Here is a 22,504-nt window from a genome sequence, read left to right as displayed (position 1 = left end):
GGTCGGCTGTGGTAGCAAGGCAGGCATGAGGGAGACGCGGGAGCGGGGGGCGTACCACCACGGGGCGTTGCCGGAGGCGCTGGTGGCGGCGGCGTTCGAGGTGCTGGACGAGCAGGGGCAGGAGAAGGTGAGTGTGCGGGAGGTGGCGCGGCGGGCGGGGGTGTCGGCGGGCGCGCCGTTCCGGCACTTCGCCGACCGGCAGGCGTTGTTGACCGCGTTGGCGGACCGCGTGCTGGCGGACTTCGTGCGCTGGCAGGAGGTGCAGGTGGCGGCCGCCGGACCGGACGGGGGGTCGGTGATGCGGGCGACCGGCCTGGGATTCGTCCGCTATGCGGTGCGGCACCCGCGGCGGTTCGAACTGGTGCGCTCGCGGGTGTTCACCGCCTCGCGGGAACCGGAGCTGCGCGAGCAACTGGACGGGATCGACCGGGCGTTGACGGATGTGATCGTCGCGGACCAGGAGGCCGGCCGGCTGCGCCCCGGGGATCCGGCGCTGGTCGGCCTGGCCGGGCAGGCGCTGGTGTACGGGCTGGCGCAGATGATCGTGGACGGCTACCTGCCGGCGGAGAAGGCGGAGGAGCTGGCCGCGCAGGTGCTCGACACCTTCGGCCAGGGTGTCGCCAACCGGCCTGCGCAGTAGTCGATTTGTGGCTGTGGCGAGCATTGACCGGGTCGTCGCGCGCTGATGTAATCGCTGATTACATGGGTTCGGTTCGGTTCGGTTCGGCTGCGGCGCGGGGAGGCCGGGATGTCCACGGGGTCGACGGGCTCGACTGGCTCGACGGAGGAGACAGGACCGACGCGGAAGACCGCGAAAGCCGCGGCGACCGGGGCGACCGGGGCGACCGGAAAGGCCGGGGCAACAGGATCGGCCGGTTCGCTGTTCGCCAAGCCGCTGCGGGGCTACACCACCGCTGGCGCCACCGGCGACACCGTGGTGCTGCTCATCGGCATGCGGATCAACCGGTTCTGGGCCGTGCACCACTGGGGCCCGGTGATGTTCGCGATGTTCCGGATGCTGTACGAGCTGCGCCGCGGTTCCGAGCGCGGCGCCGAACGCGGGCTCCTCGGCCGCATCCTGCTCACCGCCTCGCCGCGCACCTACTACGTCGTCCAGTACTGGGAGTCGAAGGAGAAGCTGTACGGCTACGCGAGCGCGCCGGACGGCTTCCACCACACCGTGTGGGGCATCGCCAACCGCAAGCTGCGCGAGGGCAAGGCGCGCGGTCACGTCGGGCTCTGGCACGAGACGTACATCGTGCCGGAGGGCGGGTACGAGTCGATCTACTTCGACATGCCGCCCTTCGGCCTGGCCGGGGCCACCGGTGCGCTCCCGGTGGAGCAGCGCGGACGGCACGCCGCGCAGCGGCTGGCCTACCGGTCGAGCGAGACCGGCGGGGCGGGGGACACCGCCGGTGCCGGGAAGCGGCTCGGGGACGCGGCGGTCGGGGACGGCGCGACGGGCGCGTAGGTGGCGGTGGTCGGCGAGTCGGGCGAGTCCGGTCCCATGGCGACCGCCAGGTAGATCCACGGCGCGACGACGATCAGCGCGCCCGCCGCCAGTACGGCCAGTACTCCCAGGACGACCTTCATCGCCGCTGCCTCCCACGTCCTCGGCTGTCCTTGTCCACGGCGGGCCCTTGTCCACGGCGGGCCCTTGTCTACGGCGGGCCCTTGTCCACGGCGGGCCCGTGTCCACGGCGGGACCACGTCGTGGTCGCGCCGCGACGACGCTACGGAAAGCCGCAGGTCGGACGCCTGAGTACGGGTACTCAAGAGTGTCGTGAGTCGGTCGGTCGGTCCGGCGTGAGAGCGTCGGGGGATGGTGGATCAGGGCAGCGCCGCGAGGCCGGCGCGGGTGGTGCACGAGGTGCCGTACCGGGCGCAGTGGGAGTCGCCCGAGCTCGTGCGGGAGATCGTCGACGGGCGGCTGGACGCGTCCGCGGACCCGCGTTGGGGGCAGTCCGGGGCGGCCGGCCCGGAGGAGTACGCGTGGTGGTCGTGGCGGCTGTGCGGGGTGGCCTGCCTGCGGATGGCGCTGGAGCACTGGTGGGGCGTGACGCCGACCGCGATGGCGCTCGCCGGTGAGTGCGTGGCGGCCGGCGCGTACGTGCGGGACGGCGACAGCCTGCACGGCCTGGTCCACGCACCGTTCGCCGACTACGTCCGGCGGCGGTGGGGACTGGCTGCGCAGGAACGGGAGTTGACGCCCGAGGAGGTGTCGGCCGAGGTGGCCGGCGGGCGGCTGGTGATGGTGTCGGTGCACCCGTCGATCCGGGAGCCGGGCGGGCCGGAGCCGGTGCGGCGCGGCGGGCACCTGGTGCTGGCGGTCGGCGCCACGGACACGGCGCTGCTGATCCACAACCCGTCCGGTTTCCCGGGGGAGTCGCAGGCCTTCGCGCGCGTGCCGTGGCGGTCGTTCGGGGCGTTCTACGCCGGGCGGGGGATCGTGCTGGGGCCGCCCGAGGTCCGCGCGCCCTAGCAGCCCCGCGGGCGGCAGCGGCTCGGCAGGCGGCAGCCGCTCGGCAGACCGAAAGCAATGCCGACCGCCACGGGCCGGCGGCCGGCCTACACGCTGTCCGGCAGCCCCGCCGGGTTGACCGGCAACTGGCTGCGACACAACGCCGAAATCGGCTTCAACGCTGCTGCCAGCCGGTCGAGTTCGGCACGCGGGTAGTCCTCCCACACCCGGGTGGCGGCCAGGTCGGTGGCCGCCTCCAGAGCCTGGTGCCGGATCCGGCCGAGCTCGGTCACCGAGCCCTCCGCCGTCAGCCAGCCGCGTTCGACCAGGCGCCCGGCGGCGGCCTCCCACTCGGCGTCCGTCCACCCGCGCAGCGGCTGGATCATCTCGCGCCGCATGTCCATCGCGCAGCGGACCACCAGGGCCTCGCAGCCGTCCAGCCCGGCCGCCACCAGCGCGGCCACGTGGCCGTCCCCGCGGTGCTCGCGCATCACGGTGGCGGCCTGCCAGAGCCGCTCGTACAGGCCGGTCGGCCGGGGGAGCGCGGCGTTGGCGGCCGCCAGCACCCGGCCCGCGCAGTCCAGCCGGGACGCGGCCTGCTCCAGGGTCTCGGCGACCAGCTCGACCTGGTCCGGGTCCACGTGCTCCAACAGCCGGGCCAGCGTCGCCGCCGAACCCTTCAGCCGCGCCACCAGAGCCTCCTCCGGGCTCGCGTGCGTCCACACCTCCGGCAGGGCGCGCTCGACCATCGCCGGGGAGAAGTTGAAGAACGCGGCGACCACCGGCGCCGCGTCCACCGCGCCGAGCGGGGCCGAGCGGCTCGCGAAGTAGCCGTGCAGGCGGCCGTGCAGCCCGGCCTCCTCGAAGGCGGCGCGCCCCTCGGGCAGGAAGTAGGTGACGGCGTGCACCGGCTCGAAGAGCCACCACAGCGCGCGGGCGGGGTGGACGAGATCGGTCATCGGGAGACCTTCCTCGGACGGAGCTCCGGGTGGGAGCGGGAGCTCGACTGGTCGGGACGGCCCGGCAGGTGCCGTGACGGCCGCTGGCGCGGACCGCACGGGCGGGCGCGTGGACCGCTTCCAGGGCTGATGACCATCGCGGCGGCCCCGGTAACCCCGGGCGGGGTGTGATGACGGTCACGCACGGGAGGCGGTGTGCGGCCGGTGGCCGCGCGGCACGAGATGATGGGGCGAGGTGCCCGTTCCCGGGGCGCCCCAGCCCTCATGTGAAGGTAGTCGGTCATGGCCCAGATCAACCCCAGCATCCTGTCCGCGGACTTCGCCCGGCTCGCCGACGAGGCCGAGGCCGTCCGGGGTTCCGACTGGCTGCACGTGGACGTCATGGACAACCACTTCGTGCCCAACCTGACCCTGGGCGTCCCGATCGTCGAGTCGCTCGCCCGCGCCACCGACATCCCGCTGGACTGCCACCTGATGATCGAGGACCCGGACCGCTGGGCCCCCCAGTACGTCGAGGCCGGCGCCGGTTCCGTCACCTTCCACGTCGAGGCCGCCGCCGCGCCCGTCCGGCTCGCCCGCGAGATCCGTGCCAAGGGCGCCCGGGCGTCGATGGCGCTCAAGCCCGGCACGCCGATCGAGCCGTACGAGGACCTGCTGCCCGAGCTCGACATGGTGCTGATCATGACCGTCGAGCCCGGCTTCGGCGGCCAGGCGTTCCTCGACATCATGCTGCCGAAGATCCGCCGCACCCGGGAGCTGATCGCCAAGCACGACCTGGAGCTGTGGCTGCAGGTGGACGGCGGCGTCGCCGCCGGCACCATCGAGCGCTGCGCCGAGGCCGGCGCGGACGTCTTCGTGGCCGGCTCGGCCGTGTACGGGGCGGAGGACCCGGCGGAGGCGGTCCGCAAGCTGCGGGGGCTCGCCGACAAGGCCTCGGCGGACGCCTGGTGGGCCTGCGCGCACTGAGCCGCCGCAGCTCACGAGGGGCGCCGGGGCACCGGGTCGCCGACCGCCGGATGGCCGGGTGCGGGTGGAGGAACGTCGGACCGTGATGGATGATCGGTGACGACGAACCCCTCTCCGCCCGGCCTCCCTCGTACGGTGGTGGAACCGCGATGAGCAACCTCGACCTCAAGCCGACCCCGACCGCCTGCGGCCGCGAGGCCAGTGCCGGGCCGGTGAAGGACCTGCTGACGGCCCGTCAAGTCCCGCTCGGCGGAAGCACGGTGGTGCGACGCCTGCTCCCCAACCTCGGCCGCCGGATGGTCGGCGCCTGGTGCTTCGTCGACCACTACGGACCCGACGACATCGCCGACGAGCCCGGTATGCAGGTCCCGCCGCACCCGCACATGGGCCTGCAGACGGTCAGCTGGCTGCACCAGGGCGAGGTGCTGCACCGCGACAGCCTCGGCAGCCTGCAGACCGTCCGCCCGTACGAACTGGGCCTGATGACCTCCGGCCGGGCGATCTCCCACTCCGAGGAGTCCCCGCGCCCGCACGCCCGCTACCTGCACGGCGCCCAGCTCTGGGTCGCCCTCCCGGAGGCCCACCGGCACACCGCCCCGGCCTTCGAGCACCACCCGGACCTGCCCGTCGTCACCGCCCCGGGCCTGCGCGCCACCGTCATCCTCGGCACCCTCGACACCGCCACCTCGCCGGGCACCACCCACACCCCCCTCGTCGGCGCCGACCTCGCCCTCGCCGGGGGCGCGGACCTCCGCCTCCCCCTCGTCCCCGACTTCGAGTACGCCGTCCTCGCGATGTCCGGCCACGTCGACGTCGACGGCGTCCCCGTCGAACCCGGCTCCATGCTCTACCTCGGCTGCGGCCGCCCCGACCTCCCCCTCCACGCCCGCACCGACGCCGCCGTCCTCCTCCTCGGCGGGGAACCCTTCGACGAGAAGATCGTCATGTGGTGGAACTTCATCGGCCGCTCCACCGAGGACATCGCCCAGGCGCGCACCGACTGGATGGCCGGCACCCGCTTCGGCGCCGTGCACGGCTACGCCGGTGACCGCCTCCCCGCCCCCGAGCTGCCCGCCACCCCGCTGAAGCCGCGGGGGCGCGAGCGCTGACCCGGTGATTCGAATGGCGGGTGGAGCAGCAGACGGGGCGTCGCACCACCTTCAGGCGGTCTCAACGAGGGATCACGCCGAGCCCCCGGCCGTCATCACCCTGTCTTCCGGTCCGGGTCTACTCGGTCGTATCTGTGGAACCTGGAGCTTCGCCGGCCCGCGCATTCCCTGGTCGTTCCGTGCGAGTTCGGCCGAATGCGAAGCTCCAGTTCGAGCTGTCGGAGATCTCGACTGCTACTCCCCTGCATCAGGGCAGCAGGGGCCCAGGCCAGTCACTTCCCAGAGCGGGGCGGAAGATGTGAATGGTGATCGTCCATGAAGAAGTAGGACCGTTGAAGGGCTGCTGACACCTCACCGTGACCCTCACGTTCTGCCCCTGCGGCGGAACGTGGGAGAAGGCCACAGGTCCGTAATGGCCGAATGATCCGATGACGTTTGTGACAGGAACGGTCGATGGCGTCCCTCCCTGCATGGTCACCGAGACCGGAGATGCCGTCGGGCCCACCCTTGCACAGCTGACAGGACCGGCGACCCGCACATGGGGGTCGGTAATCGTCGCGCCGGCCGGCGTTGCAATCGCAAAGGTTGCCGCACTCGCCAACATGCCGACCGCACACGTCAGGGAATATGACCGTCTCGTAGATTTCATCGGAAAAACCTCCTCTTTCGCTGATCGGCGGCAAGAGGAGAAGCCGCCGGAACGAACAGTGTTCACATGTGTCCGGAGGTTCGGCCCTTCCCATGTCGCGGCGATATTCCCCATTCCCGTTTGCGTCGCGCCTGCCTTCCATTGGTGGCGTCCCCCGAAGCGACCTGTTACTTTCCAGGGTACTTCGCTGTCAACGAGTCGTGGCCTCCAACTCCATGGAACGCCCGTTCACTTCGGGAGTCAATGCTTCGAGGCGGGTCTACTTGATGGATGCTTCAATCTCCGAGGGGCGGGCGTTCGACGTCCCATGCCATCCCGTGATTTCTGATGCTTCATTATTGGCATCTCGCCCGGGTCGATTATTCGACACGGCCGGAAGCAGTGGACCTCGTGATCGGTGGAGTGCGATCGTTCCGGTCGGCGAACAGGTCGCAGTCGCGCCTGCCCGGATAGAATTTCCGAACGTGAGCGATCGCGGATCGCGATATTCTAGTCTCCCTTTTTGATCAGGAGTTCTCGCCCGGCCGGAACTGGTGGGCGCGCGGGGCACCGTCGCGGTCCTGGACGTTCGCGTGGCGATGCGTGCGGCCGTGACCAGGCCCGTGCTCGGCTCGATGACGCGGTCGTCGGCCCGGCGGAGCCGGCCGTGTGGGCTACGCGGCGGGGTGAACGGGGGTGGCGGTCCTTGTCGCAGAGTTGTGACAGATCGGTACCGGATCTCTTACGGGTTCCTCATGACGTGCACGTAGGGTCCTTGTCCATGGCACAGGAGCGGGCGGGGGCGGGAATGCGGAAGTTCGGGCACGGGTTGCGGCTGATCGGGATCAGTGTGGTCGCGGGTGTGGTGGCGGCGGGGATCGCCCTGCCGGCCGTGGCGGCGGCCGGGCTGGGGGCCCAGTCGGCGGCGGACGACTTCCAGAGCCTGCCCGACGACTTCAAGACGCCGGCGCTGTCGCAGGCCTCGACGATCCTCGACGCCCAGGGCGGCACGATCGCCACCGTGTACGACCGTGACCGCACCGTGGTCCCGGCGGACCAGATATCCCCGCTGGTGAAGACCGCGCTGGTGGACATCGAGGACAACCGCTTCTACGAGCACGGCGCGATCGACCTCAAGGGCGTGCTGCGGGCCCTGGACAAGAACGCCTCCTCCGGCACCACGGCGCAGGGCGCGTCCACGCTGACCCAGCAGTACGTGAAGAACGTGTTCGTCGACGAGGCGGGCGACGACCCGCAGAAGGTCCAGGAGGCGCAGCGGCAGACCGTCGGCCGCAAGATCCAGGAGCTGAAGTACGCGATCAAGCTTGAGGAGACCCTGAGCAAGGACCAGATCCTCACCAACTACCTGAACATCACCTTCTTCGGGGAGAAGGCCTACGGCATCGAGTCGGCCGCGCGGCGCTACTTCGGCGTGCACGCCAAGGACCTCACCCTGCCGCAGGCCGCGATGCTGGCCGGTCTGGAGCAGTCGCCCACCAACTACGACCCGGTGGTCAACCCGACCGCGGCCAAGGACCGGCGGGACACGGTGCTCCGGAAGATGGCCGAGTACGGGCACATCACCAAGGAGCAGGCCCAGCAGGCGATCGCGACCCCGCTGGGGCTCAACGTCCAGGCGCCGCAGCAGGGTTGCATCCTGGCCAAGCAGGGCGAGGGCTTCTTCTGCGACTACGTGCGCAAGGTGGTGCTCACCGACCCGGCGTTCGGGAAGTCGGCGGCCGAGCGGCAGGCGGTGTGGAAGCGCGGGGGGCTGCAGATCCACACCACGCTCGATCCCAAGGCGCAGGCGGCGCTGTACACCTCGGTCACCGGGCACGTGAACGCCGGGGACCAGGCGGCGACCGCGATGAGCATCGTCGAGCCGGGCACCGGCAAGATCCTCGCGATGGGGCAGAGCCGTCCGTACGGCGTCGACGACAAGCAGCACCAGACCCAGATCAACTACAACGCCACCAAGGCCATGGGCGGCGGGCTGGGCTTCCCGACCGGTTCGACGTTCAAGCCGATCGTCGCGGCGGCGGCCCTGGAGAACGGCCTGACGCCGGCCCAGAGCTACACCACCGACTACAGCATCCCGTGGCCGGCGATGAAGGACTGCTCGGGCGCGAAGTTCCCGTCGTCCGGGCAGGTGCACAACGACAGCCCGACCCTCACCGGCCAGTTCACCATGAAGACGGCCATGGCGCAGTCGGTCAACACCTACTTCGCGAAGCTGGAGGCCGACACCGGGCTCTGCAACGTCGCGCAGATGACCAACAAGCTCGGCATCACCGAGCAGGCGGGCGGCGAGAAGCTCCAGGTGGTGCCGTCGATGACGCTCGGCAGCAACGACCTGACCCCGCTGGCGATGGCGGGCGTCTACGCGGCCTTCGCCGCCCACGGCACCTACTGCGCGCCGACCGCGCTCACCTCGGTGACCGGCCCCGACGGCAAGCAGCTGGCCGTGCCGCAGGCGAACTGCTCGTCCGTGATGTCCGCCGACACCGCGGACACCGTGACCGCGATGCTCAAGGGCGTCGTGGACGACGGCACCGGGAAGATGGCCGGCCTCACCGGCCGCGACAGCGCGGGCAAGACCGGCACCACCAACGAGAGCCGCCAGGTCTGGTTCGTCGGTTACACCCCGGAGATGGCCGGTGCCACCGTCGTCAGCGACACCGACAACCCGAAGCCGCTGGACGGCCAGAAGATCGGCGGCAAGGTGATCGACCAGGCCTTCGGCGGCACCCTGGCGGGCCCGATCTGGCGCGACGCGATGGACGGCGCCCTGGACGGCACCCGGGCCGGCACCTTCCCCTCGGTCCAGCTGCCGTAACGGTCCGTCATTCCGGCGAAGGCCGTCGACCCACTCGACCCCACGGGGCGGGTGGGTCGACGGCCTTCGCCGTTCTGCCGCCGTACCTCACTGAACAGCGCGGATGGCGCCGGTAGAGGTGCGAGCACCGAAAGGACACACACGCCCACAAGCCCCCCGGACATCGAGTCGATGGCGTCGGTTCTCCGCGACGGTCACTGACGGTCGTGGCGGGTGCGGATCCGCAAACCTTTCCGCGGCGTGACCTTCCCCACGTGGGGATGGGCAGTTCGTCCGCCTTTAATCGGACTGATCCACTCCGGATGATGTGCCAGCAGGGCGGGATTTCTCATGCTTTTCTGATGGAACGTTGACAGTTCTTTCATCTGTCCGTGAAGATCCGCTCCACACTTCGCCCACATACCGGAAGTCGGAGCTTACGCACAGTGAGAACAGCAGCAAGACGGTCGGGCAGCCTGCTCGCCGCGGCACTCGCCGCGGTCGCGCTGGCCGCGACCGCGGTGGTGCCGGCCGCCGCCGCCCCCGGCGGGACACCCCCGCCCGGCGCGGCGGGGGTGCGGGACGACGCCGAGACCCAGGCGGTCCACGAGGCCGCCCGCACCGGCAGGCCGGTGGAGGTGCTCGCCAAGCGCAGCGAGACCAGCGACACCGTTGCCCAGCCCGACGGCAAGCTGAAGACCACCACCTACGTCCAGCCCCAGCGGGTGCGCAGGAACGGCGCCTGGGTGGACCTCGACCCGACGCTGCAGACGCTGCCCGGCGGCACCGTCGCCCCCAAGGGGTCCACCGCGGACCTGCGGTTCTCCGGCGGCGGCAGCGCGCCGCTGGTCACAATGGCCCGCGCCGGCAAGGAGCTGAAGCTCAGCTGGCCGAAGCCGCTGCCCAAGCCGACGGTCAAGGGTGCGACCGCCGAGTACCCGTCGATCCTGCCGGACGTGGACCTGCGACTCTCCGCCACCAAGACCGGGTTCACCCAGGTCATCGTGGTGCACACGGCCGAGGCCGCGAAGAACCCCGAGCTGGACCGGCTCCGACTCGGACTCCAGGGCAACGGCCTGACCTTCAGCCAGGAGGCGGACGGCACCCTGAAGGCCAAGGACCCGGCCGGCGGCGGCACCGTCTTCGAGGCGCCCGTCCCGGTGATGTGGGACTCCTCCAAGCCGGCCGCGGCCCCGGCGCAGAGCGCGCCCCCCGCGGCCCCGGCGCAGAGCGCCCCCGCTGCCCCGAAGGCCCTCAAGGCCGCCCCGCAGGCTGCGCCGCAGGCCGAGGCCCCCGCCGCCGCTCCCGCGCAGAGCGCCGCCGCTCCCCCGCAGAACGCCGCCGCTCCCGCGCAGAACGCCGCCGCTCCCGCGCAGAGCGCCCCCGAAGCCGGCTACGGCGACCTGCCCGGCGAGGGCGCCAAGATGACCCGCCTCAAGGTCGAGCTGCCCAAGGACGGCCTGCTGCTCTCGCCCGACCAGGGCATGCTGGACGCCCCGGACACGGTCTATCCGGTGATGATCGACCCGGCGTGGAACACCCCGCACGCGGGCGACTGGGCGGGTGTCTCGCGCACCTACCCGAACCAGGCGTACTGGCACTTCACGTACAACAGCAACTACGTCCACGACTGGGGCGTCGGCTACTGCGGCGACACCTCGCGGTGCGCGCCGACCGACGTGAAGCGGGCGTTCTTCCAGATGTCGAACCCGTTCGTCGGCAAGCAGATCCTCAGTGCCACCTTCGGCACCTACGAGAGCTGGTCGTACTCCTGCGACTCCCGGCCCGTCGAGCTCTGGAACACCGGCTACATCTCTCCCAGTCTGAACTGGAACGCCCAGAACGCCTCCGGTTTCTGGGGCCGCTACCTGCAGACCATCAACACCGCGAAGGGCTGGAGCAGCAGTTGCCCCGGTGGGTGGCTGGAGTACGGCGAGGACGGCGCGGTGCGCAACCTCGTCCAGGACGCCGCCAACTGGGGCTGGCCGACCATCAGCTTCGGCCTGAAGGCCCAGAACGAGGGCGACACCCTCGCCTGGAAGCGGTTCACCGACGACGCGTACCTGTCGGTGTACTACAACCTGCGGCCCAACCAGATCCCGATGTCCGACATGACGATGTCGCCGGGCTCGGTCTGCCAGTACCCGGGCATCAAGATCAACAAGATGCCGCAGGTCACCACCCGGGCCAGTGACCCGGACGGCGAGGCGATCGGCGTCCAGTTCGCGGTCGGCTGGGACGACGGCACCGGCCTGCGCCGCCGCTGGTGGTCCACCGGTTCGGAGGACGCCGCCCCGGCGGGCAACACCTTCAAGGGCTCCGGCTCGATGTTCTCCTGGCCGCTGCCGACGAGCCTGCCGCAGAACATCCAGCTCGACTGGGAGGCCCGCGCCTGGGACGGAGCGCAGTGGGGGCCGTGGTCCTCCGACGGCGACCCGACGGGCTGCTACTTCGTCGTCGACACCTCCGCGCCGGACGGCCCGGCGATCACCTCGGACGTCTACCCGGGTTCCAAGGACGCCACCGCGGCGCTGCCGTGGACCGACGGCGTCGGCAAGAACGGCCTGTTCACCCTCAAGTCGGCCGCCACCGACGTGGTCAAGTACCAGTGGGGCATCGACACTTCGCCGTCCGCGGCGAACGAGGTGGCGACCAGTGGCGGCGCCGGGCAGGCCGTGCGCGTCCAGCCGCAGACCGCCGGCGCGCACTTCCTCTCCGCCAGGGCGATCGACGGCGCGGGCAACGCCTCGCAGCCCGAGACGTACTACTTCAACGTGCTCTCCGGGCAGACCCAGCGCACCGGTTGGTCGATGGACGACACGGGCGGCACCACCGTCACCGGCACCGGCGGCAGCTTCGACGCCACCCTCGGCTCCGGCGCCACCCCGAAGGCGCCGGGCCACCTCGGCGACGCGCTCGCCCTGGACGGCACCCCCAACGGCTACGCCGAAACCCAGGGCAACGTCCTGGACACCACCCGCGGCTTCACCGTCTCCGCCTGGGTCAACCTCACCGGCGACACCACCCGCAACCGGGTCGCGGTCAGTGAGAACGGCAACTTCGCGGCCCGCTTCGCCCTCGGCCTGATGGGCGGCAAGTGGGCGATGTGGACCTCCACCCAGGACACCAACGCCGTCTACACCCTGGAGACGGCGAGCTCGGACGTCCCGGTGGTGCTCAACCAGTGGACCCACCTGACGGGCGTCTACGACCCGGTCGCCAAGACCGGCACCCTGTACGTCAACGGCGTGCCCGGCACCCCGGTGGCCGTCACCGCCGCCTGGGACGCCCGCGGCCCGCTGGAGTTCGGCCGCTCGAAGTGGCACGGCAACATGACCGACCCGTGGAAGGGCTCGATCGACGAGGTCCGGCTCTGGGACCGCAACCTGACCGCGGCCGAGGCCGCCGGCGTCGCCGCCGACAGGCAGCTCGCCACCGGCCGCCCCGCCAAGGCGGTCTGGCACCTGGACGGCGCCGACGCCAAGCCGGCCGGCACCACCGAGACCGACAACCTGACCGCCTACAGCGGCGTCGCGCTCGGCCGCCCGGGCATCGCCGGCCAGGCGATCCACCTGGACGGTGTGGACGACTACCTGCGCGGCACCCGCCCGCAGGTGGACGGCAGCCGGGACTTCTCCGTCTCCACCTGGGTGAAGCTCCCCACGCCCACCGCCGGCGACACCAATCCCAAGATGGCGGTCACCCAGATCGGCCAGCACAACAACGAGTTCTCGCTGTACTACTCGCCCTACTGGAAGCGCTGGATCTTCGGCCGCTACAAGGAGGACACCTCCGCCGACACCCTGGTCCGGACCTCGCAGCCCGACTGCACCCCGGGCACCCCGGTGAACGGTGTGCCCTGCTTCGCCGGCACCACCGGCGAGTGGACCCACCTGCTGGGCGTCTCCGACACCGCCGCCAAGAAGCTGCGCCTCTACATCAACGGCTACCTGGTCGGTGAGTCCGACTACACCCAGAACGCGCCGTGGGCCAACCCCGGCCCGCTGCAGATCGGCGCGGTCAACCGCGAGGGCGTCAACGCCGAGTTCTTCGGCGGTGACATCGACGACGTGCGGATCTACGACCGGGTCGTCACCGGCCCCGAGGCCACCTCGATGGTCCAGCAGCGCCCGCAGCTGGCCGGCCGCTGGAAGCTCTCCGCCGCCACCGGCGCCCCGGCCGTCACCCCGGACGAGGGCCCGGCCAAGGCCGGCGCCCAGCTCGGCGGCGGCGCCTCGATCAAGGGCGACGGCGGCGTGCTGCCCAACCCGGGCACCCTGCTGCTGGACGGTTCCACCGGCTACGCCGCCACCGCCTCGACGCCGCTGCACACCGGCCAGAGCTTCACCCTGGCCGCCTGGGCGAACACCGCGGGCGTCCCGACCCGGGACATGACGGTCCTGTCGGTGGCAGGGGCCGCCAACAGTGCGGTCACCCTGCGCTGGCACGCCCTCGGCCAGGACGCCACCGGACAGCCCACCGGCCAGTGGCAGGCCGAGGTGCGCGACTCCGACGCCAACGGCGCGGTGCGCACCCTGACCGCACACACCCCGGCCACCTCCGTCCTGGAGAACTGGACGCACCTGGCGGTCAGCTACGACGCCTTCGCGGACCGGCTGGTGCTGTACGTCAACGGCCAGCCGGAGAACCAGGGCTGCCCGGACGGCTCGACCGGCTGCGTCCCGCACATCTCCTGGACCGGCGCCCCGCAGCCCTACGAGGCGGGCGGCGGCGTGCAGTTCGGCCGCAACCGGGCGGCCGGCGCCTGGGGCGAGTACTTCTCCGGTCAGCTGGACGACGTCTGGCTGTACCAGGGCGTGCTGAGTCCGGCGCAGATCGCCAAGCTCGCCGACTACAACGTCGAGCCGGCCACCGCCACCGGCGTCTGATCCCCAACCTCCATGGGCCGGGCGGCTACCTGCCGCCCGGCCCATGGTCTGTCATATCCACCTTCTCCCGAGGGAGTCGTTCCACCATGAGCAGGAAGAGGTCGGTGCTGCGGCCGGCCCGCTCCAGGGTGTCCGCGGTCATCGCGGGCGCGCTGGTCGGGTCGCTGCTGCCGGCACTGCCGTTGGCCGCCGTCGCGGCGGCGGCCGAACCGTACACCAAGCCGTCCGCGGTCTCACCGGAGAAGCCGGTCAAGGGCTCGGACGCCAAGTCCAGGGGTCGCAAGGGCGACACCACCGTCAGCAAGGTCGACGGCAAGCACGGCGCCCTGCCCGGCGCGGGCAGTGCCACCGTCGACGTCCCCGGCGAGAAGGGCAAGGCGGTCAAGGCCGACAAGCTGCCCGTCGCCGTCTCCTCCGCGGGCCGGGCGGGCAAGGCGAAGGTCGAACTGCTCGGCCAGGACGCCGCGGCCAAGGCCGGGATCAACGGTGTGCTGCTGACCGTCTCGGGCGCCGACGAGGACAGCGGACTGGCCGTCGACTACTCGTCCTTCGCGCAGGCGGCGGGCTCGGGCTTCGGCTCGCGGCTGAAGCTGGTGCGCCTGCCCGAGTGCGCGCTGACCACGCCCGACCGGCCCGAGTGCCGGGTGCAGACCCCGCTGCCGGGCGGCAACGACCCGGAGCACCAGACCGTCGCCGCGGACGCCCTCACCACGGCCCCGGCCGGGTCGATGCGCCTGGCGGCCGCGCCGGGCGCGATGGTGGTCGCCGCCACCACCGGAACGGCCGGCCCGAGCGGCGACTACAAGGCGACGCCGCTCACCTCGGCCTCCTCGTGGTCGACCTCGCTGAACAGCGGGTCGTTCAGCTGGTCGTACGACATGCCGCTGACGGCGATGCCGGGCGGTCTCACGCCGAAGATCGGCCTGTCCTACAGCTCGGGCAGCGTCGACGGACGGACCGCGAACAGCAACAACCAGGCCTCCTGGGCCGGTGACGGCTTCGAGCTCTCGCCCGGCTTCGTCGAGCGCAGCTACAAGGCGTGCGCCGACGACGGCGCACCCAAGACCGGCACCACCAGCCCGGGCGACCTGTGCTGGGGCACCGACAACGTGACCATCAGCTTCACGGGGCACTCCGGTGAGCTGATCCCGGTCTCCGGTGACGAGTGGCGGATCAAGGGCGACGACAACACCAAGGTCACCCGCCTGCGCGACACCGGCCGGGGCAACGGCGACAACGACGGCGAGTACTTCCGCGCCCTGACCGCCGACGGCACCAGCTACTGGTTCGGCTACAACCGCCTGCCCAACTGGAGCGCCGGAAAGCCGGAGACCAAGTCGGTCTACACCGTGCCGGTCTACGGCAACAACGCGGGCGAGCCGTGCAACGGCGCCGACTTCGCGTCCTCGTGGTGCCAGCAGGGCTGGCGGTGGAACCTCGACCTGGTGATCGACGCCCACGGCAACGACATCACCTACTGGTACACCCCCGAGACCAACAACTACGGCCGCAACCTGAAGGCTTCGGACCGCACCCCGTACGTCCGGGGCGGCCGGCTGGACCACATCGAGTACGGCCAGCAGCAGGGCGACCTCTACTCCGCCACCGTCAAGCCGATGGGCCGGGTCGAGTTCGGCACCGCCGAGCGCTGCCTGGAGACCAACGCCGCGCTCTGCGACCCGGCGAAGATCGACGCCAACCGGCAGTACTGGTACGACACCCCGTGGGACCAGAACTGTGCCGACGGCACCGACTGCACCGGCAAGAGCTCGCCGACCTACTTCACGCGGACCCGCCTCACCTCCGTCACCGCCAAGACGCTGCAGGCCGACGGGAGCTACGCCGCCGTCGACACCTGGACGCTGAACCACAAGTGGGGCACCGCCGACTTCGACTACCAGCTGCTGCTGGACTCGATCCAGCACACCGGCTCCTCCGCCACCCCGTCCGTCGCGCTGCCGAAGACCACCTTCGCGTACAAGCAGCTGGCCAACCGGCTCGACAAGGTCGGTGACGGTCGCATGCCCTTCGTCAAGCAGCGGATCGGCACCATCACCGACGAACTCGGCGGCCAGCTCGACGTCAACTACTCGGCCGCGACCTGCGACTGGAACGCCCTGCCCACGCCGCAGAGCAACACCACCCGCTGCTTCCCGCAGATGTACCAGCCGTCCAACGACGTGCCGGTGACCACCGAGTGGTTCAACAAGTACGTCGTCGAGTCGGTCATCGCCACCGACCGCACCGGCGGCGCACCCGACATGGTCACCCACTACACCTACCTCGGCGACGCCGCCTGGCACTTCGACGACGAGGACGGCCTGACCCCGGCCAAGCTGAAGACCTGGTCCCAGTGGCGCGGCTACGCCCACGCCCGGGTCGAGACCGGCGGCGTCACCGGCATGTCCACCCAGGCCGACCACTACTACCTGCGCGGCATGGACCAGGACCGCAACGATCCTGCCGACAAGAACGCAAGGCGCAGCGTCACCGTCGACGACGGCCAGGGCACCGTCCTGACCGACGACCAGGCCTGGGCCGGCTTCGAGTACCGCAGCGAGCAGTACGACAAGCCCGGCGGCGCGATGCTCGCCAAGTCCGTCAGCACTCCCTGGAAGAAGGAGACCGCCAAGCGCTCCAACGACTGGGGCACCACCACCGCCAACCTCACCGGCACCCAGGCCACCCGCTCCTTCACCTCGCTCGACAAGGGCGCGGGAGCCGCCTGGCGCGAGACCCGCACCGACACGACCCTCGACGGCTACGGCCGCACGACGCAGATCGAGGACCTGGGCGACGTCGCGGTCGGCACCGACGACACGTGCACCCGCACGACGTACGCCGACAACACGGCGGCCTGGATCCTGACCGGCACCGTCCAGGTCGAGACGGTCGCCGCCGGCTGCGCCGCGGCCGTCAACCGCGACACCCAGGCGGACGGGACCTCCGCCGTCCTGTCGGACGTCCGCACCCACTACGACGGCCAGGCCTACGGCGCCGCCCCCGTCAAGGGCGATCCCACCACGGTGCACGTCCTGAAGTCCCGCACCGGCAACCAGGCCACCTACCTGGACGGGACGACCCACTACGACGGCTACGGCCGCCCCGACAGCACCACGAAGCTGGCGTCCACCACGGTGTTCGACACCACGGGCGCCGCGGCACCCGTGACCACGCCCAGCCCGCTGGCGCAGACCACCACGACCGGCTACGCCCCGGCGACCGGCCGGCCCACCAGGATCACCACCACCGGCCCGCCGGCGGTCGCGGGCAACTCCGCCACCGCCATGGTCACCGTCGCCGACCTCGACCTGCTGCGCGGCCTGACCGTCGACACCGTCGACGCCAACAACCGCCGCACCGACAGCCAGTACGACGCGCTCGGCCGCACCCTCAAGGTCTGGCTGCCGAACCGCTCCAAGGCCGGCGGCCAGACCCCGAACCACGAGTTCGGCTACACCGACGACGACGCCCGGATCCGGGTCGTCTCGACGAAGGCGCTCCTCGCCGACGGCTCCCAGGCCACCGCGTACACCCTGTACGACGGCTTCGGCCGGATCCGGCAGACCCAGGACCCGGGTGACAACGGCGGGCGCGTCCTGACCGACACCTTCTTCGACGAGCACGGCCAGGCCGCGCTCGCCTACGCCGCCTACTACGCGACGGGCGCACCCTCCACCGCCCTGTTCAAGGTCGAGGACGCCACCGGCGTCGAGACCCAGACCGCCAACACCTACGACGGCCTGGGCCGCGTCACCAACTCCACCACGCTGGCGGGCAACGGCGTCGGCACCCCGATCGCCACCACGCTCACCGAGTACGGCGGCGACCGGGTCACCGTCACCCCGCCCAAGGGCGGCACCCCGTCGACGACCATCACCGACGCCCGCGGCCGGACCACCGAGGTCCGTCAGTACCGCGGGGGCTCCGCCACCGGTGACTACGACCGGATCACCTACGCCCAGGACGCGGCCGGGCACACCACCCGGCTGACGGACCAGTCCGGGACGCAGTGGAGCTGGACGTACGACCAGCAGGGCCACCTGGTCAGGACCGTCGACCCGGACTCCGGCACGTCGGTCAAGACCTACGACGACCGCGGCCGGCTGGCCACCAGCCGGGACGGCAACAACCGGACCCTGGCGTACGTCTACGACAACCTCGACCGGCAGACCGAGCTGCACTCCGGCTCCGCGTCGGGCCCGCTGCTCACCTCGCAGACCTGGGACCCGGCGGGGAACAAGGGCCTGATCTCCTCGGCGACCCGGTACCTCACCGTCGGCGGCACCTCGTACCCGTACAAGACGACCTGGTCGCTGTACGACGCGCTGGGCCGCGCGACCCGCACCACGCTGAGCGTCCCGTCCGTCCCCGGCCAGGAGCCGCTCGCCGGGAACTACGTCAGCGGCACGATCTACCGGCTCGACGGCAAGCCGCAGAGCACCAGCTACCCGGCGGCGGGCAACCTCGCGGCCGAGTCGGTGGCGTACGGCTACGACGCCCTCACCCGGATGACCACGGCCCAGGGGCTGAGCACCTACCTCACCGGACAGACGTACAGCCTGACCAGCAAGCCGCTGCAGGCGACGCTGTCCGACGGCACGGCGAACAACCAGCTCTACGTCACCAACGCCTACGAGTGGGGCACCCAGCGACTCGCCTCCTCGCGGACCGACCAGTACGGCGTCGCGACTCCGCTGCGCGCGGCCGTCTACGGCTACGACCAGGTCGGCAACGTCACCTCGATCACCGACAGCTCGCGCTCCGGCACCGACCGGCAGTGCTTCCGGTACGACTACCTGGCCCGGCTCACCGAGGCGTTCACGCCGAGCGGCACCGGCTGCCCGGCCACGCCCGACGCCAAGGCCCTCGGCGGCCCGGCCCCGTACTGGACCAGCTGGAACTTCAACCCCGACAGCACCCGTGACACCCAGACCCGGCACGACACCACGGGCGACGCGACGAAGGACGTCACCACCAAGTACAACTACCCCGGCGCGGCGGCCGCCCAGCCGCACACCCTGAAGGGCACCAGCGGCAGCGGCGTCCTCGCCGAGACCGACGGCTACGACCCGGCGGGCAACACCATCGCCCGCCACCGGGAGCTCGCCGGCGGCGGCACCAGCGACCAGGCCCTGACCTGGGACGCCGAGGGCAAGCTCGGCAAGGTCGTCGACACCGTCAAGAACGGACCCGTCACCAGCACCAGGACGACGGACTACCTCTACGACCCGGCCGGCAGCCGGCTGACCTCGCACGTCCTGGACAGCGCCAACCCGGGCGCCGAAAGCTGGACGGTCTACCTCGGCGCCACCGAGCTGACCCTGACCAAGGGCGCGGCCAAGCCCGCCGCCACGCGCTACTACTCGCTGGGCTCGGCGGTCGCCGTCCGCACGGACGACAACAAGCTCGGCTTCCAGGTCACCGACCATCACGGCACGTCCGAGCTCAACGTCGACGCCTCCACGGGCACGGTGGCGCAGCGCCGGACGACCCCGTACGGCGAGCAGCGCGGCACCGCGCCGACATCGTGGGCGGGCAGCCGGGGCTTCCTCGGCGGCGTCAACGAGCCGACCGGCATGGTCCACCTCGGGGCGCGCGACTACGACCCGACCCTCGGCCGGTTCCTCAGCATCGACCCGGAGTTCAACCCGGCGAGCCCCAAGGAGCTGAACGGCTACGCCTACTCGGGCGGCAACCCGATCAGCACGAGCGACCCCGACGGCCGCAAGATGTGCGCCGACGACTGCTCGGGCAGCGACATGGCGCTGCACGGCTGGGTCGGCCCGGACGGCACCTTCCACGACCCGGTCAGGGGCCCCGAGTGCGTCACCAACTGCAGCGACGACGGCGGCGACGACGGCGACGGCGGCGGGGATGACGACGGCGGTGGCGGTGGCGGTGGCGGCGGTGGAGGCGGCGGTGGTGGCGGACACCCGAGCAGCTCCACGGCCGGCTCCCCGGAGGAGCGCCACAAGTGGTACGAGGCCCGGGTGGCCTGGCTGATGCAGAAGGACAACCCGATCATCGGCGAGTACCTGGAGAAGATCCGGGAGATCAACAAGAAGTACTGCCGCCCCTCGGCCAAGGACGGCTGCCAGTTCGCCAACATGGCCCAGGACATCCTGGACCGGAAGATGGTCGAGGACGCCGCCGCCCTGATCGACGAGAGCGCCAACCCGTTCAACCCGCTGGACTTCAAGCGGCTGTCGAAGGGCAAGCAGACCCAGGGCGGGTTCAGCGTCGGCGAGTACCGGATCGCGTTCGACCTGGCCCGGGGCGGCCACTCGGTGGTGGCGATTCCCGAGATCAGGGTGAAGGGCGGTGACGATCCCGAGGTGGCGGACGCCTACGTGGACGGCGTGCCGTCGGAGTTCAAGGCGTCCACCGGCGGCAGCAAGGACGCCGTCAAGGACTCGCTCAGGGCCGTGAAGGAAGGCAAGGGCGCCGTCCGGGCCTATGTGACCCTCAAGGACGGCTACGACGCCAAGACGGCCATGAGCAGCCTCAACAGCTTCCTGCACAACAACACGGCCTACTTCCAGGAGTACCAGATCTGGTCCCGAGGCGACCTCCGGGGCGGCTGGGTGATCAGCGGTAAGATCGGCAGCGAACCCAAGTGCAGTGGCGGGGGGTGCTGACCATGTCGGTCGACGCCGTGCTGGCCGTCCGACGCCCCGACGGGCCTCCGCTGACCGCGGAGGAGATCGGGTCGGCCCTCGGCTTCCGGAACGGCCCGGCGGAACGGACCCGGCACGGGGCGACGGGCCCGGACGGCTCGCGGCTCAGCCTCTGGCTGAGCACCGACCCCGGCGACCTGTCGGGCCCGGCCGTCGGAGTGATCCGCGACGACTGGTACGCGGAGCGCCTGTACGACGGCCGGCTGTACGTCGGCGTCAGCGAGTCGGCGGGCGAGGACGTCGTCGCCGCGCTCCGCTCCTACTGCCGCTTCGCGACCACCCGGCTGCACGGCACGCTCGGGGACCTGGAGACGGCCTCCTACGTCGACGTCGACGGGAACTACAGCTACCGGGTCGATCGCCCGGCTCTGCCGGAGGCCGTGGTCGACCTGCGGCTGGGGAGCGAGGCCGCGCCCGCGGCGCCGGGCTTCTGCCTGGTCGGGGCGGCCAACCGTGCCGGGTCGGGCACCGGGTTGGTCTTCACCGAGGACGAGCCCGGCCGGCACGTCATCCCGTCGGAGGGCGCGGGTGACTCGGTGACCTACACCGTCGCCCACCGGGCGGAGGAACTCCCCTTCGCCGCCGCGGTGCGCTCCGGTGCCGCCCCGGTCGACGCCCGGGTGCTGGGCGAGTTCACCGAGCGGCTGCTCACCGAACTCGCCGGGACCACCAGCGGCGCCGACCTGGCCTGCTGGGTGAACGACCGCCTCTACCGCTACGAGGTGGAGCTGTCACCGCCCGCCTGACCGGGAGGTAGCCGGTAGGCCCCGGTGTTCACGCAGTCCGAAGCCGTCGACCCACGCGCCCCACGGGGTGGGTGGGTCGACGGCTTCGTCGTGCCGTGGCGCCGTCGGGCGGGAAAGGGCGGGCGGGGTGTGGGCGGGCGGCAGTAGTCTGCTGGGCTGCGGAGTTGACTGGGTGTCCGGTGGGGACAGGGACCGCGTGGGGGAAGTGGCGTGACGTACGGGGAGCAGAACCCTTTCTCGTGGCCGGGACAGGGGCCGGGATACGGACAGGGATACGGTCCGGGGCCGGGATACGGTCCGGGGCAGGGATACGGACAGGGCCAGTGGCAGGGCCAGCCGCCGTGGCAGCCGCAGGGCCGTGTTCCGTTGTGGCAGCGCTTCCGGGGCGAGGAGTGGCCCACCCTGCGGGAGGTGGTGGCGCCCGCTCGGCGGGCGCTCGGCGGGTGGGTGTGGCTGCCGCTGCTGTTGTGCGTGTGGCCGTTCCTGCTGTTGCTGGGGCTCTACCCGATGGCGCGGTCGGCGCGGCAGCTGGCGCGGCGGGTGTTCGTGGCGCCCGGGCCGCGGGGGATCAGCGATCCGGTGGTGCTGCGGGTGCAGCGGATCCGGGGGTGGCTGGCGCTCGCCGCGGGGTTCACGGTGCTGGCGGTGTACGGGTCGCCCGGGGACTGGAGCGAGGCCAACGACCAGTGGGAGCTGCGGCTGGTGATCACGCCGTGGCTGGTGCTGGTGACGGCGCCGGCGGTGGTGGGGGTGCTGTTCCGGCTGGCCGGGCCCGCCGCGCGGCCCGCGATGCGGGCGCAGGTGCGCCCGGCGGTGCTGATGGCGCTGCGGTACGTGGGCGCGTGCACGGCGGTGCCGGTGCTGCTCTTTCTCGCCCAGAAGGTGCAGGGGTCGGTCCAGGTGCTGTTCGTCGGCCAGCTGGTCGACATCCTGATGCTGGCGGTGCCGATCTGGGCGCTGATGTTCGTGGCGTTCGCCTCGCCGACGGTCGTCCGGACGGCCTTCACGATGGACCGGGTGCACGCGGTGTTCCCGCCCGTGCTGACCGGGGTGCTGGTGTGGGAGCTGGCCCTGATCGGCCTGGCGATCGGCGGGCTGCCGCCCGGTCCGCCGGCCGTGCAGCTGTGTTCGATCGTCGGCGGTCCGGCGACGGTCACCGCGGTGGCCTGGTGGGAGGTGCACCGGCTGCGTACGCGCTTCGGGGTGTCCCTGCGCGGGAGGGCGGCGGGCGGGAGCGGCCGCTAGGCCAGG

The 22,504-nt window shown here is 71.6% G+C and carries 11 protein-coding genes; 10 read left to right on the top strand and 1 reads right to left on the bottom strand.

What is annotated here, in order from left to right; translation table 11 throughout:
* The first annotated feature begins 25 nt into the window (after nt 1–25).
* The 3 genes from ACIRST_RS05890 to ACIRST_RS05880 all read left to right on the top strand — a co-directional run bounded on the left by ACIRST_RS05890 (nt 26) and on the right by ACIRST_RS05880 (nt 2,482).
* A complete protein-coding gene (locus ACIRST_RS05890) occupies nt 26–640 on the top strand; it encodes a TetR/AcrR family transcriptional regulator (RefSeq protein ID WP_396550331.1) in 615 nt (204 codons plus the stop codon).
* A gap of 240 nt (nt 641–880) precedes the next feature.
* Complete coding sequence (locus ACIRST_RS05885; protein WP_350521303.1) at nt 881–1,471, top strand: DUF4188 domain-containing protein; 591 nt, start codon at nt 881–883, stop codon at nt 1,469–1,471.
* A gap of 351 nt (nt 1,472–1,822) precedes the next feature.
* A complete protein-coding gene (locus ACIRST_RS05880; RefSeq protein WP_402800387.1) occupies nt 1,823–2,482 on the top strand; it encodes a C39 family peptidase in 660 nt (219 codons plus the stop codon).
* An 86-nt stretch (nt 2,483–2,568) separates the two neighbouring features.
* Here the strand turns inward: ACIRST_RS05880 and ACIRST_RS05875 are convergent, their stop codons facing one another.
* Nucleotides 2,569–3,420 (bottom strand): hypothetical protein, encoded by an 852-nt coding sequence (locus tag ACIRST_RS05875; protein WP_402800385.1) that lies wholly within the window; start codon nt 3,418–3,420, stop codon nt 2,569–2,571.
* A 282-nt stretch (nt 3,421–3,702) separates the two neighbouring features.
* On the opposite strand from ACIRST_RS05875, the gene rpe reads away from it, so the two are divergent.
* The 7 genes from rpe to ACIRST_RS05840 all read left to right on the top strand — a co-directional run bounded on the left by rpe (nt 3,703) and on the right by ACIRST_RS05840 (nt 22,498).
* Complete coding sequence (gene rpe, locus ACIRST_RS05870; protein ID WP_396550325.1) at nt 3,703–4,386, top strand: ribulose-phosphate 3-epimerase; 684 nt, start codon at nt 3,703–3,705, stop codon at nt 4,384–4,386.
* Nucleotides 4,387–4,535: 149 nt separating this feature from the next.
* Nucleotides 4,536–5,495 carry a pirin family protein gene (locus ACIRST_RS05865; protein WP_402800382.1) on the top strand — a complete coding sequence of 320 codons (960 nt, stop codon included), beginning with the start codon at nt 4,536–4,538 and terminating at the stop codon, nt 5,493–5,495.
* Nucleotides 5,496–6,904: 1,409 nt separating this feature from the next.
* The gene (locus ACIRST_RS05860; RefSeq protein WP_350521175.1) at nt 6,905–8,959 is read left to right on the top strand and encodes a transglycosylase domain-containing protein; all 2,055 of its coding nucleotides are present in this window, start codon (nt 6,905–6,907) and stop codon (nt 8,957–8,959) included.
* 425 nt (nt 8,960–9,384) lie between these two features.
* On the top strand, nt 9,385–13,827 hold the full coding sequence (locus ACIRST_RS05855) for a LamG-like jellyroll fold domain-containing protein (RefSeq protein WP_402800380.1): 4,443 nt from the start codon (nt 9,385–9,387) through the stop codon (nt 13,825–13,827).
* An 86-nt stretch (nt 13,828–13,913) separates the two neighbouring features.
* Nucleotides 13,914–20,468 carry an RHS repeat domain-containing protein gene (locus tag ACIRST_RS05850; RefSeq protein ID WP_402800377.1) on the top strand — a complete coding sequence of 2,185 codons (6,555 nt, stop codon included), beginning with the start codon at nt 13,914–13,916 and terminating at the stop codon, nt 20,466–20,468.
* Between the two features lie 2 nt (nt 20,469–20,470).
* Nucleotides 20,471–21,253 carry a hypothetical protein gene (locus ACIRST_RS05845; RefSeq protein WP_402800375.1) on the top strand — a complete coding sequence of 261 codons (783 nt, stop codon included), beginning with the start codon at nt 20,471–20,473 and terminating at the stop codon, nt 21,251–21,253.
* Between the two features lie 411 nt (nt 21,254–21,664).
* Nucleotides 21,665–22,498 (top strand): hypothetical protein, encoded by an 834-nt coding sequence (locus ACIRST_RS05840; protein WP_402800372.1) that lies wholly within the window; start codon nt 21,665–21,667, stop codon nt 22,496–22,498.
* Nucleotides 22,499–22,504 lie beyond the last annotated feature (6 nt).

This window comes from Kitasatospora sp. NPDC101447, from assembly GCF_044767225.1.
Lineage (GTDB): Bacteria > Actinomycetota > Actinomycetes > Streptomycetales > Streptomycetaceae > Kitasatospora.
This window is presented reverse-complemented; position numbering and strand designations above follow the sequence as displayed.

What these genes read in the sequence shown, in the direction of transcription:
- ACIRST_RS05890 (WP_396550331.1), top strand. Translation starts at nt 26, where the DNA reads ATGAGGGAGACGCGGGAGCGGGGGGCGTACCACCACGGGGCGTTGCCG.
- ACIRST_RS05880 (WP_402800387.1), top strand. Translation starts at nt 1,823, where the DNA reads ATGGTGGATCAGGGCAGCGCCGCGAGGCCGGCGCGGGTGGTGCACGAG.
- ACIRST_RS05875 (WP_402800385.1), bottom strand. Translation starts at nt 3,420, where the DNA reads ATGACCGATCTCGTCCACCCCGCCCGCGCGCTGTGGTGGCTCTTCGAG.
- rpe (WP_396550325.1), top strand. Translation starts at nt 3,703, where the DNA reads ATGGCCCAGATCAACCCCAGCATCCTGTCCGCGGACTTCGCCCGGCTC.
- ACIRST_RS05865 (WP_402800382.1), top strand. Translation starts at nt 4,536, where the DNA reads ATGAGCAACCTCGACCTCAAGCCGACCCCGACCGCCTGCGGCCGCGAG.
- ACIRST_RS05860 (WP_350521175.1), top strand. Translation starts at nt 6,905, where the DNA reads ATGGCACAGGAGCGGGCGGGGGCGGGAATGCGGAAGTTCGGGCACGGG.
- ACIRST_RS05850 (WP_402800377.1), top strand. Translation starts at nt 13,914, where the DNA reads ATGAGCAGGAAGAGGTCGGTGCTGCGGCCGGCCCGCTCCAGGGTGTCC.
- ACIRST_RS05845 (WP_402800375.1), top strand. Translation starts at nt 20,471, where the DNA reads ATGTCGGTCGACGCCGTGCTGGCCGTCCGACGCCCCGACGGGCCTCCG.